The sequence below is a fragment of the Aeromonas sp. R10-1 genome (assembly GCF_040908465.1).
Taxonomy (GTDB): domain Bacteria; phylum Pseudomonadota; class Gammaproteobacteria; order Enterobacterales; family Aeromonadaceae; genus Aeromonas; species Aeromonas caviae.
Genome location: NZ_JBFODT010000005.1, coordinates 383115 through 397733, shown reverse-complemented (window position 1 = coordinate 397733; position 14619 = coordinate 383115). Strand labels below are relative to the sequence as shown.

Genomic DNA, 14619 nt, shown 5'->3' with positions numbered 1-14619 from the left:
CTAAGAAAAAGATGTTTGTAACTCAATGGGTTAAATAATGCGCGACTTCTTCTCTCTCGAGCGCTGGCTGCCGGGGCTCGCCGCCTTGCTGCAATACCAGCGGGCCTGGCTGATGCCGGATCTTCGCGCTGGCCTCTCGGTCGCGGCCGTGGCCCTGCCCGTGGCCATCGCCTATTCGGAGCTCGCCGGGGTGGGCGCCATCGTCGGCCTCTACTCCTGCATTCTGCCCATGGTGGTGTACGCCCTCTTTGGCACCTCCCGTCAGCTCATCGTCGGTCCGGATGCCGCCACCTGCGCGGTGATCGCCGCCGTGGTAACGCCGCTCGCCGCCGGGGATCCCACCCGTCACTGGCAACTGGTGATGACCATGACCGCCATGACCGGCTTCTGGTGCCTCATCGCCAGCCGCTTCAAGCTGGGGGTGCTGGCAGACTTTCTCTCCCGCCCCATCCTGATGGGGCTGCTCAACGGGGTGGCCATCACCATCATGGTGGGCCAGCTCTCCAAGATCTTCGGCTTCACCTTCAGCGAGCGCTACCTGATAGAGCGGATCCTGAACGGCACCAACTACATTACCCAGACCCATCTGCCCACCCTGGCCATGAGCCTGACCGCTCTGCTCACCCTGCTGCTGGCCAAGCGCTACAGACCGGCCTGGCCCTCCTCCATGGTGGCCATGGTGGTGACGGCGGCCCTGGTGTGGCTGTTCAATCTCGGCCGCGTCGACATCGCCACACTGGGGACCATCGGCTCGGGGCTGCCCGCCTTCCAGATGCCGGACTTTCCCCCCGGGCTTATCCGTGAGCTGGTGCTGCCCGCCCTCAACCTCGCCATGGTGAGCTTCGTCTCCATGATGCTCACCGCCCGCAGCTTTGCCGCCAAGAACGGCTACGAGATTGATGCGGACAAGGAGTTTAGGGCGCTGGGCATGGCGAACCTGGCCGCCGCCGCCTCCCAGGGGTTTGCCATCAGCGGGGCGGATTCGCGCACCGCGGTCAACGACGCCAACGGCGGCAAGAGCCAACTGGTCTCCATCATCGCCGCCGCCGTCATCGCCCTGGTCACCTTCTACCTGACGGCGCCGCTGCAATACATCCCCACCGCCGCCCTCGGCGTGGTGCTGGTGATGGCCTCCCTGTCGCTCACGGATTTTCGCGGCCTCTGGGCCCTGCGTGACTCGGATCGCGCCGCCTTCTGGCTCGCCCTGGTGACCTTTGTCAGCGTGCTGACCATGGGGGTCATTCCGGGCATCACCCTCGCAGTCCTGCTGGGGCTGTTCCAGTTCCTGCGCAACGTGATGCGCCCCACCGACCAGCTGCTCGGCATGGACGACGAGGGCGTGGTGCGCACCCTGGGAGACAACGAGCAGGCCAAGGCGATTCCCGGCATCCTGGTCTACCGCTTCAACTCCCCGCTCACCTACTTCAACGCCCCCTACTTCAAGCGGCGGGTGCTGGCACTGCTGGTGCAGGATCCCCACAATCCCAGGTGCCTGGTGGTGGATGCGGTGGCCTGCTTCACCCATCAGGACATCAGCGTGATGAGCATGGTGGGAGAGCTGCACAAGGAGCTCAAGCGGCGCGGCATCCACATGGTGATGGCCGGTCGGCACGGCCAGATGAGCCAGTGGTTCAAACAGGCGGGGATCCGGGTCGGCGAGGATGGCATCATCCTCTGCCCCGACATGTACCAGGCCTTGCGCATGACCCGCTGCTACCGGGAACCAGTGTTCCGGGACGACGAGGGGGGGGAGAGCACCACGGATGCCCTGCTCACCCGCTGGCCGCACGATGACGACCTGCCCGACTCGGCGCGCCTCACCCGCCCCAGCGAGCAGGAGGCTGGCGCCACGCCGGTCTGAGACACATCCCCCGGTCGCAGGCCCCTCCTCCTGCGACCAGGATTGCACCCCGCCCCCGCTTGGTGTTAAATGCCCCTCCAGTTGGCCCTGACGAGGGCCATCGCCAGCACCTGGATATCCCATGCAGACTCAATCCCACGCGGGCCCGGGCTCCCTCTTCGCCCTGACCTGGCCACTGTTCATCGATCTGGCCCTTCACTTTCTGACCGGGGCCCTCAACACCTTCATGGTGGGCCACGTCTCCTATCAGGGGGTGGCGGCCCTCGCGGTGGGCAACCAGGTCTTCGATCTCGCCATTACCCTGTTCAGCTTCGTCAGCATCGGCACCAGCGTGGTGATCACCCAGTATCTGGGGGCGGGAGACAAGGAAAAAGCCCGCGTCGTCATCCACACCGCCATCGGCTTCAACCTGCTGGTGGGACTGGTGGCCGCGGTCGGCGTCATGGCGGGGGCCGGCACCATGCTGGCGCTGATGAACCTGCCTGCCCACCTGATGAGCGACGGCAGCCTCTACCTGCAGATCATCGGGCTTTGCCTGCTGCCGGAGGCGGCGGCCCTCTGCCTGGCCGCCACCCTGCGTGCCCACGGCCACACCCGCCAGGCCATGTACGTGACCCTCATCGTCAACCTCATCACCTTCGTCGGCAACCTGCTGCTGCTCTACGGCTGGTTCGGCCTGCCCCAGCTCGGGGTCGCCGGGGTCGCCATCAGCACGGTGGCGGGGCGCATCGTCGGGGTGGTGCTGCTGGTGTGGCTGGTGGCGCGCAAGACCGGCATCCGGCTGCGTCTGCCCGAGATCGTCCGCCCAAGCCGCGCCATGCTGGACAAGGTACTGCACATCGGTCTGCCGGCGGCGGGGGAGAACCTCTCCTGGATGCTGCAGTTCATGGTGGTGACCGCCTTCGTCGGCCTGCTCGGCGACAAGGCGCTGGCGACCCAGTCCTACTTCTTCCAGATCTGCCTGTTCATCCTGCTGTTCGGCCTCTCCATCGGCCTTGGCAACGAGATCATCATCGGCCACCTGGCGGGAGCCCGACGCTTCGATCAAGCCTATCGCCAACTGATGAAGAGCCTGAAACTCGGCCTCATCGTCACCGCCGCCATCGCCATCGCCGCCGCCCTCAACGGCCGCGCCATCATCAGCCTGTTCACCGACGACGCCGACATCATCACCCAGGTGGCGCAGCTCTTCCTCATCAGCCTCATCCTCGAACCCGGTCGCACCTTCAATCTGGTGGTGATCAACGCCCTGCGCGCCACCGGGGATGCCCGTTTCCCGCTCTACATGGCGCTCGTCTCCATGTGGGGCATTGCCGTTCCCCTGGCCTATTTCCTTGGTATCATGCAGGGCTATGGCCTGGTAGGCATCTGGCTGGCCCTCGCCTGCGACGAGTGGGTGCGCGGTCTGGCCATGTTCTGGCGCTGGCGCAGTCGTCGCTGGCAAAACAAAATTCTTGTCGAAACATAAGCGGAATCACCATGAAGAAAATCGGACTCTTGTTGACGGCCATCCTGCTCAGCCCGCTCGCCATGGCGCAAACCGCCCCGGCGACCCCCAAGGCGCAGGCTCCCCAGACCTGGTATGTGGCCCCCATCGTCATCGACGAGACCAGCGAAGCCCAGAAGGCCCTGACCAAGGAGTTCACGGCCCAGATGATCAAGACCATCAAGATCAACGAGTACCAGACCGGCAAGGCGGTGGGCAAGACCAAATCGCCCAAGTGGCTGATCCGCACCAAGCTGATGCCCGCAAGCCAAGAGCCCCTGGTCGGCAAGAAGCACCCGCAGGGCCTCACCTACGGCAAGGGCATCCCCACCCAGGAGATCGTCGGCGAGCTCATCATGAACGGCACCCTGGTGGCCCACATCGGTCAGGGCTGGCGCGAACCCATCGTGCCGGGCACACCGGTGGCGGAGAAGATCTCCATCGCCAACTACCAGTACGCCATCGGCAACGAAGCCAAGGCGCCGGATCTGGAAGAGCTGGCGGCGCAGATCGGTTTCGAGGCAGGCAAGGTGATTGCCAGAGACGGCAAGCCCCTGCCCGAGAAGAAAAAGAAAAAAGAGTAAACGGCTCACCCGTTTCCAGTCAGGGGCCTCGCGCCCCTTTCTGTTGCCCGCCCCGTTGCAGACCCCCTCTCCCGAATGTGAAGCGGATCCCGCTTCTTTCCTCTGCTGCCCCAGGGTCAGCAGGCAATCATCTTGTAATTCAAACAGTTAAAAATCGCCCTTCCCATGCAGCAAATCCGTGGCCCCGAATTGGATCGGGATCACGTTTCTCCCCGGCAGTAAGGGGTACTTTGGTCTTGCAGGCACAATCAAACGACAACAAGGAGGCTTCATTACATGTTTCCGGAGTACAGAGATCTCATCTCGAAACTGAAGAGCAGTGATGTCCATTTCCAGAAGAAGTTTGACTTGCACAACGACCTGGATGCGGAGATCAGAAAGCTGGAGAAACACCACGCCAGCGACTACAGCTCCGAGGTGAAGGATCTGAAAAAACAGAAACTTAAACTGAAAGAGGAGATATACGACATCCTCAAACAACATCCACACTAGACGCCTCGACGAATACCTGGATAAGCAACTTATCCTGCCAGCCCGGCCCGACGCCGGGCTTTTTGTTGGCCGCCCCAAGGCGCGGCAACGGCCACTTCCCTTGGCACCGGAAAACGAAGCGGGCCAATGGCCCGCTTTCTCATACCTATTTCACCCCATGATCACACCGGCGGATGGAACTGGCTGGCTTCGCGGGTGGCCATCTCCTCGTAGGTGGCCCACTTCTGCCACGCCACTTGTTGCGCCACCTGCATCAGCCGCTCGGCCTCCTGTGGATGGCTCTGTGCCAGCACCCGATAACGGGTCTCCTCCTGCCTATATTCCGCAAGGGGGATGGAGGGGCGCAGGCTGTCGAGGCTGAAGGGGTTCTGCCCCGCACTACGCAGTACCGGGTTGTAGCGCATCAGCGGCCAGTGACCGGAGGCCACGGCGCGTTTTTGCTGGGTCAGGCCAAACTCCATATCGATGCCGTGGGCGATACAGTGGCTGTAGGCGATGATAAGCGACGGCCCCGGATAGGCCTCTGCCTCACGCAACGCTTGCAGCGCCTGCTGCGGGTTGGCACCAAAGGCGATGCGGGCAACATAGACGTTGCCGTAGGAGATGGCTTGCAACGCCACATCCTTCTTGGCCAGCGTCTTGCCCCCCGCCGCGAACTTGGCGACGGCGCCGAGCGGGGTCGATTTCGACATCTGGCCGCCGGTGTTGGAGTAGACCTCGGTATCCATCACCAGCACGTTCACATCGCGTCCGGAGGCGAGCACATGGTCGAGCCCTGATGAGCCGATGTCATAGGCCCAGCCATCGCCGCCGATGATCCAGACCGAACGGCGCACCAGCTGATCAATCAAGGAGAGCAGCTCGCGAGCCTTGCCGGATTTCACCTCTTCCAGCCGCTCCCGCACTTGCGCGACCCGGGTGCGCTGGGCACGGATCTCCGACTCCAGCCGCTGCGGGGCGTTGATAAGCGACTCGACCAATGCCTCACCCAGCTCGCCCTTCATCGCTTCGAGAGCCGCTACCGCCTGCCCGTGATGCTGATCGGCGGTGAGGCGGAAACCAAAGCCAAACTCGGCGTTATCCTCAAACAGAGAGTTGGACCAGGCTGGCCCCTTCCCTTCGCCATTCTTGGCCCACGGCGTAGTCGGCAAGTTGCCGCCGTAGATGGAGGAGCAACCAGTGGCGTTGGCCACCAGCATGCGATCGCCAAACAGCTGGGTCAGCAGCTTGAGATACGGAGTCTCGCCACAGCCGGCGCAGGCACCGGAGAACTCGAACAGGGGTTCGAGGAACTGGGCACCGCGCACCGTGGAGAAATCCACCCGCTCGCGGGCAGGCCAGGGCAGACTCTCGAACCAGCGCAGCGCCTGTTTCTGGCCAGCCAGATGGGGGGCCTTGTCCATCATGGTGATGGCGCGCTCGCCCTCGTGTTCCTCATCGGCCCCAGCCCGCACCGGACAGGCCTGCACGCACTGACCGCAGCCGGTGCAATCCTCCGGATAGAGTTGCAGGGTGTAGCGGCTGTCGGGGAAACCCTTGGCGGTGACGGGCACCGACTGAGCGGCCTCGGGGGCGGTCGCCAGCCAGTCCTGATGGTAGAACTTGGCCCGCAGCGCCCCATGGGGGCAGACAAAGACACAGTTGCCACACTGGATGCAGATATCCGAATGCCAAATCGGGATCTCGCGGGCGATATCCCGCTTCTCGAAGCGGCTGGTAGCGGTGGGGTAAGTGCCGTCCACCGGCAGCATGGAGACAGGGATACGATCGCCGCGCCCCGCCAGCATCTCGCCGGTCACCCGCTGGACAAACTCGCTGCCGCCGGGAGCCAATGGCAGCGGATAGTCGCTGATCTGCTCCTCACCGGCCGGGATGGCCACCTGATGGAGATGAGCCAGAGTGTCGTCCACCGCCGCGAAGTTGCGCTCGACCACCTCGGGCCCCTTGCGGGCATAGCTCTTCTCGATGCTCTCCTTGATCAGCGCAATCGCCTCATCCCGCGGCAAGATGCCAGCCAACGCGAAGAAGCAGGTCTGCATGATGGTGTTGATGCGATTGCCCATGCCGTTGCGCTCGGCCACCCGCTCGCCGTCGATGCAATAGAGGCGGATATCGAGGGCGCGGATGCGGGCACGCAGCCGCTCGGGCAGTTCGGCCCAGACCCGGTCGGGCTCATAGGGAGCATTGAGCAGCAGGGTCGCCCCTTCGGCGGCGTGCTCCAGCAGATCCACCGACAGGGCGAAGCCCCACTGGTGGCAGCCGATAAAGCTCGCCTGCTCGATAAGCCAGGGGGCATCGATGGGCTCGGGGCCAAAGCGCAGGTGGGAGACGGTGCGCGAGCCAGACTTCTTGGAGTCGTAGACGAAGTAGCCCTGAGCGTGGAACCCCTCCAGCTCGCCGATGATCTTGATGCTGTTCTTGTTGGCGCCCACCGTGCCGTCGGCACCGAGGCCGAAGAAGAGCGCCCGTACCCGACTGGCCGGCTCCAGATCACCGATGGGGTGCCATGCCAGACTGAGGCCCGACACATCATCGACGATCCCCACGGTAAAGCGGGGGCGCGGCGCATCGGATGCCAGCTCCTCGAACACCGCCGCGCACATGGCGGGGGTGAACTCTTTGGAAGAGAGGCCATAGCGACCGCCACTCAGCCAGGGCAGCCGCTTGATAAGGCCGCGCTGCAGCCCATCGATCAGGGCGCTCTGCACATCCAGCAGCAGCGGCTCGCCACCCGCGCCCGGCTCCTTGGTGCGATCCAGCACCGCCATGCGCCGCACGCTCTCGGGCAGGGCATCGAGCAGCGCCTGTACCGGGAAGGGACGATAGAGGCGAATGACCAGCACCCCGGTCTTGCGATCCTGCAGGTTGAGCCAATCCACAGTCGTGCGGGCGGTGGCTGCCCCCGAGCCCATCAGCACGATGACGTCGGTGGCATCGGGCGCGCCGTGATACTCCACCAGCCGGTAGTGGCGGCCGGTCAGCTCGCCGAGGCTCTCCATGCACTGCTGCACCCGCGCCGGCACCGCCTCGTAGAAGGGGTTGACGCTCTCGCGGGACTGGAAATAGGTATCCGGGTTCTGGGCGGTGCCGCGCATCACCGGATGATCCGGGTTGAGGGCCCGCGCACGGTGGGCGCGCACCCAGTCGTTGTCGATAAGGGCCCGGATCTCATCTTTATGCAGCGCGGTGATCTTGTTCACCTCGTGGGAGGTGCGAAAACCGTCGAAGAAGTGGATAAAGGGCACCCGGCATTGCAGGGTGACGCTATGGGCAATCAAGGCCAGGTCCTGCGCCTCCTGCACCGAGCCGGAGGCGAGCATGGCAAAACCGGTGCTGCGCGCCGCCATCACGTCCTGATGGTCGCCAAAAATCGACAACCCCTGCGCCGCCAAGGATCGGGCCGCCACATGGAACACGGCGGCGGTCAGTTCACCGGCGATCTTGTACATGTTGGGCAGCATCAGCATCAGCCCCTGGCTGGCGGTGAAGGTGGTGGCCAGTGCCCCCGCCTGCAGGGCGCCGTGCACCGTGCCGGCCGCCCCCCCTTCGCTCTGCATCTCCACGACTGTGGGGATGTTGCCCCACAGGTTGGTCTGCCCCTGTGCCGCCCAGGCGTCGGCCAGTTCGGCCATGGTCGAGCTCGGGGTGATGGGGTAGATGGCACACACTTCGCTCAGCTGGTACGCCACCCGGGCCGCGGCTTCGTTGCCGTCAACCATGATCAGTTCATGTTTCATTGGGACTCCTCCGGTTGGCGAAGCTCGATGGCGTGGCAGGGGCACTGGTCGTGGCAGGCACCGCAGCCGGTGCAGCGCTCGGCATCCACCTGATACCCCAGACCCGGCCCCAGCTTGGCGATGGCCTGCTCGGGGCAGCTGCCATAGCAACCGTCACACTCGAAGCAGTTGCCGCAGGAGTAGCAGCGCGCCGCCTCGTAGCGGGCTGCCGTCTCGTCCAGCCCGCCGATGATCTCGCCAAAGTCGTCCCGCGCCGAGGGCGGTTTGACCGGCTGGCTGCTGGCCGGCGCATGGGTCTGGAACCAGAGCTGCAACTGCTCCGGCCCCACCAATGAATAGGAAAGCGGCTTGTGGTAGAGGCGACCGCGCAGCCAGGCATCCATATGGCGCGCCGCCTTCTTGCCGTGGCCGGTGGCGATGGTGACAGTGCGCTCGGAGGGCACCATGTCGCCACCGGCAAAGAGGCCCGGCACATCCATCATCAGGTTCTCGCCAACCTGTACTACTCCCTCCTTGTTGACCCGCACGCCGGGGATGCTCTCAAGCACCGAGAGGTCGACCTCCTGACCCAGCGCCAGAATGAGGGAGTCCGCTTCCAGGGTTTCAAACTTGCCGGTGGGCACCGGCTTGCCCTCAGCATCCAGCGCCATCACCTCCACCTCGATGTTGGTACTGTCGAGCTGGCGGATAGTGCGCAGCCAGTTGATCTTGATCCCCTCCTCCTCGGCCTCGTCGGCTTCAAAGGCGTGGGCTGGCATATGGTCCCGGTCGCGGCGGTAGATGATCATCGCCTCCTCGACCCCGAGGCGACGAGCGGTACGGGCCGCATCCATGGCAGTGTTGCCGCCGCCGTAGATGGCCACCCGCCGTCCCAGTTTGGGGGGCGGCAACCCCTGCTCTTCGGCAAGACTGGCCTGCTCGAGGAAACTCACCGCATCGAGGATCTTGCCCGCCTCGCGGGCCGGAATGTCGACCCGCTTGGCCAAATGGGCGCCGATGGCCATGAAGACGGCGTCAAAGCCACCCTCGTCGCGCGCCTTGAGCACGTCTTCCACCTTGTGGTTGAGGGTCAGCGTCACCCCGGCCGCCACGATGCGGGCCACCTCCCGATCCAGCACATCGCGAGGCAGGCGGTAAGCGGGAATACCAAAGCGCAGCATGCCGCCGGCGAGCGGGCCCGCTTCGCGGATCTCCACCTGATGGCCGAGCCGGTTGAGGTGCCAGGCGCAAGAGAGGCCGGAGGGACCGGCGCCAATGACCAGCACCTTCTTGCCGCTGGCGGGGGCAGGGGTTGCAGGCTGCCAGCCACGGGCCAGCGCCTCGTCGCCGAGGAAGCGTTCGATGGCGTGGATGGAGACGGCATCATCCACCTGGGCACGGTTGCAGGCGCTTTCGCAGGGGTGATAACAGACCCGCCCGTGGACTGCAGGCAGGGGATTTTCTTCGATGAGTCGTTTCCAGGCCGCCTCAAAGCGGCCCGCTTCGGCCAGTGCAAGCCAGGCCTGGATGTTCTCGCCAGCCGGGCAGGCGTGGTTGCAGGGTGGCAGGGCCGGCCGCCAGACGGGTAGCCGGGTACGCACCGGGCCTGTTCCCGTTTTCTGGGAGAGATCCGGCTGTGGGGTCATATCCAGTTGTTTGCTCATACATTGCTTTCTTCTTTTTGTGTGACAGGCCCCATCCGAATGCGCTTGATACCGTTTTGCCTGGGCAGACGGTGGCCGGAGAGGGAAGAAGCGAAAGCGTCAGAAACTGGAAGCTGGCCCGATGATGGGCCGTTTTTTGTACGACATGGTGGATCAGGATCAATAAATGTTGCGCTTTATGGGTCGCCCCCTTCACAACCGGATCCCCGTCACACCCCGCAGCCATTCGGGCCTGTCGCCCGAGCCCCCTCGCCGCCCTCGACATGGGCAGCAGGAGAAGATTGCCGCCCGGGGCAGGAATCGTTATCTTCCTCTCTTCACAGGAATCGCCACAGCACAAGGACCAGGACATGCCGACCCTCGCCAGCATACATCTCTACCCCATCAAATCGACGGCAGGCATGCCGCTGGAGCGCGCCCAGGTGACCCAGGAGGGACTTGCCGGGGATCGCCGCTACATGGTGGTCAAACCGGATGGCACCTTTATCACCGCCCGCACCCATCCCCAGTTGCAGCAGGTGGTGGCCACCCCCGTCGAGGGGGGGCTTCAACTGCGCTATCCAGGTCTGCCCCCCCTTGCCCTCATGGAGGCGGCGTTCAGTCGCGCCCCTCAGCACACCGGTGTCTGGGGGGATCGCTTTACCGCCCTGCACACCGGGCCCGACGCCGATGAGTGGCTGAGCCGGGTGGCGAGGGAGCCGGTGCGCCTGCTCTGGCTCGGGGAGGCATCCGATCGTTTTCGGGAGAAGACCGGCACCCGGGTGAGCTTTGCGGACGGCTACCCCTTGCTGCTCATCAGCCAGGCTTCCCTTGAGGATCTCAACCTGAGATCCGATGCCTTGCACCAGATGAGCCAGTTTCGTACCAACCTGGTGGCGAGCGGCACCCGCCCCTTCGAGGAGGATGGCTGGAAGCGGATCCGCATCGGCGAGGTGGAGTTTCGGGTGGACAAGCCGTGCAGCCGCTGCATCATGACCACGGTGGAGGCTGGCACGGAGCGCTTCAATGCCCTGAAAGAGCCGCTGGCTACCCTCACCCGCTACCGCCGTGGCGAAGATGGTGAGGTCTACTTCGGCCAGAATCTGGTGGCCCTGAACGAGGGGTGGATTGAGGCGGGCAGCGAGATCGAGGTGCTGGAGCGGGCCCGGGCGCCGGTCTACCCCAACGCGGCCCCGAAAAAGCGGGAGCTGGTGTGCGTCGCCCGGGAACCCCTGGCCCGGGATCTGGAAACCTTCTGGTTCGAGGCCGCCGACGGCGAGCCCCTGCCCGACTACCTGCCTGGACAGCACCTGCCCATCAGCCTCGATATCAAAAACACACGGGTTCAACGCCGCTACACCCTGAGCTCCACGCCGGAGCGGCCCGAGCGTTACAGCATCAGCGTAAAGAAGCTGGCCGATGGCCGCCTCTCCCCCTGGCTGCACCATGAGCTGCGCGTGGGCGATCACCTGCTGGCCGCCCCCCCGGCCGGCGAGTTTCACTTAGGGTCCGAGCGCAGGCTGCTCCTGCTCTCGGCGGGATCCGGTGTCACCCCCATGCTCTCCATTGCCCGCACTCTGGCACTACGGGGGGAGCTCGGTGACGTCCACTTCATGCACCTGTGTCGCAGCGAGGCGGATATTCCTGCCGCCAGCGAGCTGCACGCCATGGCGCAGCAGGGAATGACCCTCACCCTGATCCTGAGCCAGCCTGACAAACACTGGCAGGGGCTCAGCGGCCGTCTGAATGACGATCACCTGGGCCGGATCCGAGGTTTGCAGGAGCGGGAGGTGTTCATCTGCGGCCCCCACGGCTTCATGGCCGATGCAGCCAACCGGCTGACCGCCCTCGGCGTACCGGCCGGGCGCATCCGCCAGGAGAGCTTTGGCGGGGCCCTGCTCTCGGTGGCCCGCCCCCATCAGGCGGTGCAACTGCGTATCGGCGAGCGGGAGTTTGCGGGCAACAACCAGGGCACCGTGCTGGATCAGGCCAACAAGCAGGGGGTAGAGCTGCCCTGGAGCTGCCGTGCTGGTATCTGCGGCAGTTGCAAGCAGACCCTGGTCTCGGGCGAGGTGGATCACCCCGATGCCCCCGCCATCAGCGCCGCCGAGCGTGCCGAGGGCAAGATCCTCACCTGCTGCGCCGTGCCCCTGACGGATCTGGTGATCAAATAGGGTGATCGGGGGGCAAAACCCCGTCCCCGGAATGCAAAACGGCTGCCCGAGGGCAGCCGTTTTCTTTAGATGACTGGCTATCAGCCACGCAGGGCGGCGATGCGCTGCTCGATGGGCGGGTGGCTCATGAACAGCTCGCTCATGGAGCGCTTGCCGTTGATGCCGAACGCCATCATGGAACCCTCCATCTGCGGCTCGGCACCGCGGGCGAGACGCTGGAGCGCGGCAATCATCTTGTCGCGGCCGGCCAGCTTGGCGGCACCGGCGTCGGCACGGAACTCGCGCTGACGGCTGAACCACATGACGATGATGGAGGCGAGCACGCCGAACACCATCTCCAGCACGAACACGGTGATCATGTAGGCGAAACCGCCGGTGCTGCTGCTCTCTTCCTCGTTGTTGGAGCTGAAGAAGTTGCTGATGACGCCGGCCACGATGCGGGCGAAGAACATCACGAAGGTATTCACCACCCCCTGGATCAAGGTCAGGGTCACCATGTCGCCGTTGGCCACGTGGCTCACCTCATGGGCCAGCACGGCTTCCGCCTCGTCGCGGCTCATGCTGTAGAGCAGACCGGAGGAGACGGCGACGAGGGAGTCGTCACGGCGGGCGCCGGTGGCAAAGGCGTTCATCTCGGGGGAGTCGTAGATCCCCACTTCCGGCATCTTGATGCCAGCCTCACGGGCTTGACGGGCAACAGTGCTCACCAGCCAGTGCTCGGTCTCGTTGCGGGGCTGCTCGATGACCTGGACGCCATAGCTGCGCTTGGCCATCCACTTGGACATCAGCAAGGAGATAAAGGAACCCCCAAAACCGAACACGGCGCAGAACACCAACAGACCGGAAATGCTGGACTTGTTGATCCCCAGAACCGAGAACAGGATATTGAGTACCACCCCCAGCACCAGCATGACGGCCAGGTTGGTCACCAGGAATAGCATAATTCGCTTCATATTGACTCCTTGTGAGATATGGATGCATGGTTCGGGGCGCCCCAGGGGCGACCGATGCCACACTTGCCCCAGATAATAGACAGACTCGATGAATGTTTGCTGAATGTCTGGCCTCAGAGCAAGGGCGACACATCGAGACAGTGGTGCAAATCCACCTCATTCACCGCGTCCACGAAGGGGAGTTCCCCCAGAAATGGGGCCGGCAACATGGCTTTCAAGGTGTCCAGGTTCTCCTCGTAGCGGCTCATGTGCGGATCCACCCGGTTGATGACCCAGCCCGCCAGGGTCAACCCCTGCTGGCGAATGGCGCTGACGGTGAGCAGGGCATGGTTGAGGCAGCCCAGCCTGGCCCCCACCACCAGGATCACCGGCAGCCGCTCCTGGGCGACCCACTCCGAGAGCAGACGCTGATGATCCAGCGGCAGGAACCAGCCCCCCGCCCCTTCGACAATGACGAGATCGGCCCCAGCTCCCTCAATCTCCCGCAAGCCGGCGGAGAGACCCTCGAAGGGGATGCTCGCCCCCCGCTCACGGGCGGCGATATGGGGGGCGATGGGCGGCTCGAAGGCATAGGGATTGACCTGCTCGTAGGGCAGCGCAACCGTGGCCGCCTGCTGCAACAGCAAGGCATCCAGATTGCGAAGCCCCTCCGGGGTGCGGGTGCAGCCCGCCGACACCGGTTTGTACCCGGCGCAGCGAATGCCTCTGGCGGCAAGCGCCAGCAACAGGGTGCGGGCCACCAGGGTCTTGCCCACGTCGGTGTCCGTGCCGGTGATGAAATAGGATGTCCCCATGATATTTCCTCGATGCAGTGCAGGGGCGCAGAGGCGCCCCGATATCCATGGTGAAAGGCAGGCGCGCGTCCTGCCGCTGAAGGGGTGGGTGCGCCGGGTCTTTTTGTGTCAGCGCCGCACCAGGCGCCCGAGGCAGACCTCGTAGCTGGCGGCCAGCAGGCCGTCCGGTTGACGGTGGCGCTCGTAGGCCTCCCCCAGTCGCACCAGGCGCTGGCGATGACCCAGGCCCGCAGACCGCTCGTCGTTGACCTGGCTCGCACCTATCCCTTTGAGGTCGCGCAGCAGTCCGCTGAGCGCCGGGTAGGCGAGGGACCAGGTCAGCGGGCAGAGTGCCGGGGCCTCGAAGCCCCCGTCACGGGCCGCCTGCTGCAACTGGGGCAACGTCAGGAAGCGATTGACATGGTCACGACCATCCACGGCCCGCCAGGCCTCCCGCAGTTGCCACAGTGACCCCGAAAGCAGGGTCGAGAAGAAGACCTGTCCACCGGGTTTGAGCACCCGGTTGAGCTCGGCAAAGGCCTGGGCCGGCCGCTCGCACCACTGCAGGGCCAGGCTGGAGAAGACCCAGTCCAGGCTCTGGTCGGCAAAGGGCAGCCCCTCCGCGTCGCCGCACACCAGGCGGGCTCCGCTGCCGCGAAGGGCCGCCTGGGCCAGCATGCCGGGCGCGAGATCCAGCCCGGTCAGCGTCTCGCAGCGCGGCGCCAGGGCAGGCAGGAAGAAACCGGTGCCGCAACCCAGATCCAGCCCGGCCCCTGAGCGCACCTCTTTCACGCCCCCCTCGTCCATGCGCGCCAGCAGCGACTGCCCCACCTCCTGCTGGAAGCGGGCGTGGGCGTCGTAGTGGCGGGCCGCCGCCCCGAAGCGGCGGGCGAGCTGTGCCTTGTCCACCGACTGGAAACGCTCATGCACCATGGGC

The 14619-nt window shown here is 64.9% G+C and carries 10 protein-coding genes; 5 read left to right on the top strand and 5 right to left on the bottom strand.

Features of this window, described 5'->3' with window-relative positions; genetic code table 11:
• The first annotated feature begins 37 nt into the window (after nt 1-37).
• From AB5Y93_RS03195 to AB5Y93_RS03180, 4 genes are all read left to right on the top strand, one after another.
• On the top strand, nt 38-1861 hold the full coding sequence (locus AB5Y93_RS03195; RefSeq protein WP_368228790.1) for a SulP family inorganic anion transporter: 1824 nt from the start codon (nt 38-40) through the stop codon (nt 1859-1861).
• A gap of 121 nt (nt 1862-1982) precedes the next feature.
• Complete coding sequence (locus tag AB5Y93_RS03190; RefSeq protein WP_010674075.1) at nt 1983-3329, top strand: MATE family efflux transporter; 1347 nt, start codon at nt 1983-1985, stop codon at nt 3327-3329.
• An 11-nt stretch (nt 3330-3340) separates the two neighbouring features.
• On the top strand, nt 3341-3931 hold the full coding sequence (locus AB5Y93_RS03185) for a hypothetical protein (protein WP_039039859.1): 591 nt from the start codon (nt 3341-3343) through the stop codon (nt 3929-3931).
• Between the two features lie 276 nt (nt 3932-4207).
• Nucleotides 4208-4423 (top strand): YdcH family protein, encoded by a 216-nt coding sequence (locus AB5Y93_RS03180; RefSeq protein WP_005313020.1) that lies wholly within the window; start codon nt 4208-4210, stop codon nt 4421-4423.
• Between the two features lie 161 nt (nt 4424-4584).
• Here the strand turns inward: AB5Y93_RS03180 and nifJ are convergent, their stop codons facing one another.
• Both nifJ and AB5Y93_RS03170 read right to left on the bottom strand, forming a co-directional pair.
• Entirely contained in the window at nt 4585-8160 is a 3576-nt protein-coding gene (gene nifJ, locus AB5Y93_RS03175) for a pyruvate:ferredoxin (flavodoxin) oxidoreductase (RefSeq protein ID WP_368228789.1), read from the bottom strand.
• Nucleotides 8157-9803, bottom strand: coding sequence for an NAD(P)-binding protein (locus tag AB5Y93_RS03170; protein ID WP_368228788.1), 1647 nt, complete (start codon nt 9801-9803; stop codon nt 8157-8159). The genes nifJ and AB5Y93_RS03170 overlap by 4 nt, the downstream gene beginning before the upstream one ends.
• Nucleotides 9804-10153: 350 nt before the next feature.
• Between AB5Y93_RS03170 and AB5Y93_RS03165 the strand changes: the two genes are divergently transcribed.
• Nucleotides 10154-11956, top strand: coding sequence for an MOSC N-terminal beta barrel domain-containing protein (locus AB5Y93_RS03165; protein WP_368228787.1), 1803 nt, complete (start codon nt 10154-10156; stop codon nt 11954-11956).
• Between the two features lie 80 nt (nt 11957-12036).
• Here the strand turns inward: AB5Y93_RS03165 and htpX are convergent, their stop codons facing one another.
• The 3 genes from htpX to bioC form a co-directional block, all read right to left on the bottom strand.
• On the bottom strand, nt 12037-12909 hold the full coding sequence (gene htpX / locus AB5Y93_RS03160; RefSeq protein ID WP_010674070.1) for a protease HtpX: 873 nt from the start codon (nt 12907-12909) through the stop codon (nt 12037-12039).
• A gap of 113 nt (nt 12910-13022) precedes the next feature.
• The gene (bioD, locus tag AB5Y93_RS03155; protein ID WP_041215555.1) at nt 13023-13703 is read right to left on the bottom strand and encodes a dethiobiotin synthase; all 681 of its coding nucleotides are present in this window, start codon (nt 13701-13703) and stop codon (nt 13023-13025) included.
• Between the two features lie 108 nt (nt 13704-13811).
• Complete coding sequence (gene bioC, locus AB5Y93_RS03150) at nt 13812-14615, bottom strand: malonyl-ACP O-methyltransferase BioC (RefSeq protein ID WP_041212694.1); 804 nt, start codon at nt 14613-14615, stop codon at nt 13812-13814.
• Nucleotides 14616-14619: the final 4 nt, after the last annotated feature.

Coding starts and splice junctions, on each gene's coding strand:
- AB5Y93_RS03195 (WP_368228790.1), top strand. CDS start 38: ATGCGCGACTTCTTCTCTCTCGAGCGCTGGCTGCCGGGGCTCGCCGCC.
- AB5Y93_RS03190 (WP_010674075.1), top strand. CDS start 1,983: ATGCAGACTCAATCCCACGCGGGCCCGGGCTCCCTCTTCGCCCTGACC.
- AB5Y93_RS03165 (WP_368228787.1), top strand. CDS start 10,154: ATGCCGACCCTCGCCAGCATACATCTCTACCCCATCAAATCGACGGCA.
- AB5Y93_RS03180 (WP_005313020.1), top strand. CDS start 4,208: ATGTTTCCGGAGTACAGAGATCTCATCTCGAAACTGAAGAGCAGTGAT.
- AB5Y93_RS03185 (WP_039039859.1), top strand. CDS start 3,341: ATGAAGAAAATCGGACTCTTGTTGACGGCCATCCTGCTCAGCCCGCTC.
- htpX (WP_010674070.1), bottom strand. CDS start 12,909: ATGAAGCGAATTATGCTATTCCTGGTGACCAACCTGGCCGTCATGCTG.
- AB5Y93_RS03170 (WP_368228788.1), bottom strand. CDS start 9,803: ATGAGCAAACAACTGGATATGACCCCACAGCCGGATCTCTCCCAGAAA.
- nifJ (WP_368228789.1), bottom strand. CDS start 8,160: ATGAAACATGAACTGATCATGGTTGACGGCAACGAAGCCGCGGCCCGG.
- bioC (WP_041212694.1), bottom strand. CDS start 14,615: ATGGTGCATGAGCGTTTCCAGTCGGTGGACAAGGCACAGCTCGCCCGC.
- bioD (WP_041215555.1), bottom strand. CDS start 13,703: ATGGGGACATCCTATTTCATCACCGGCACGGACACCGACGTGGGCAAG.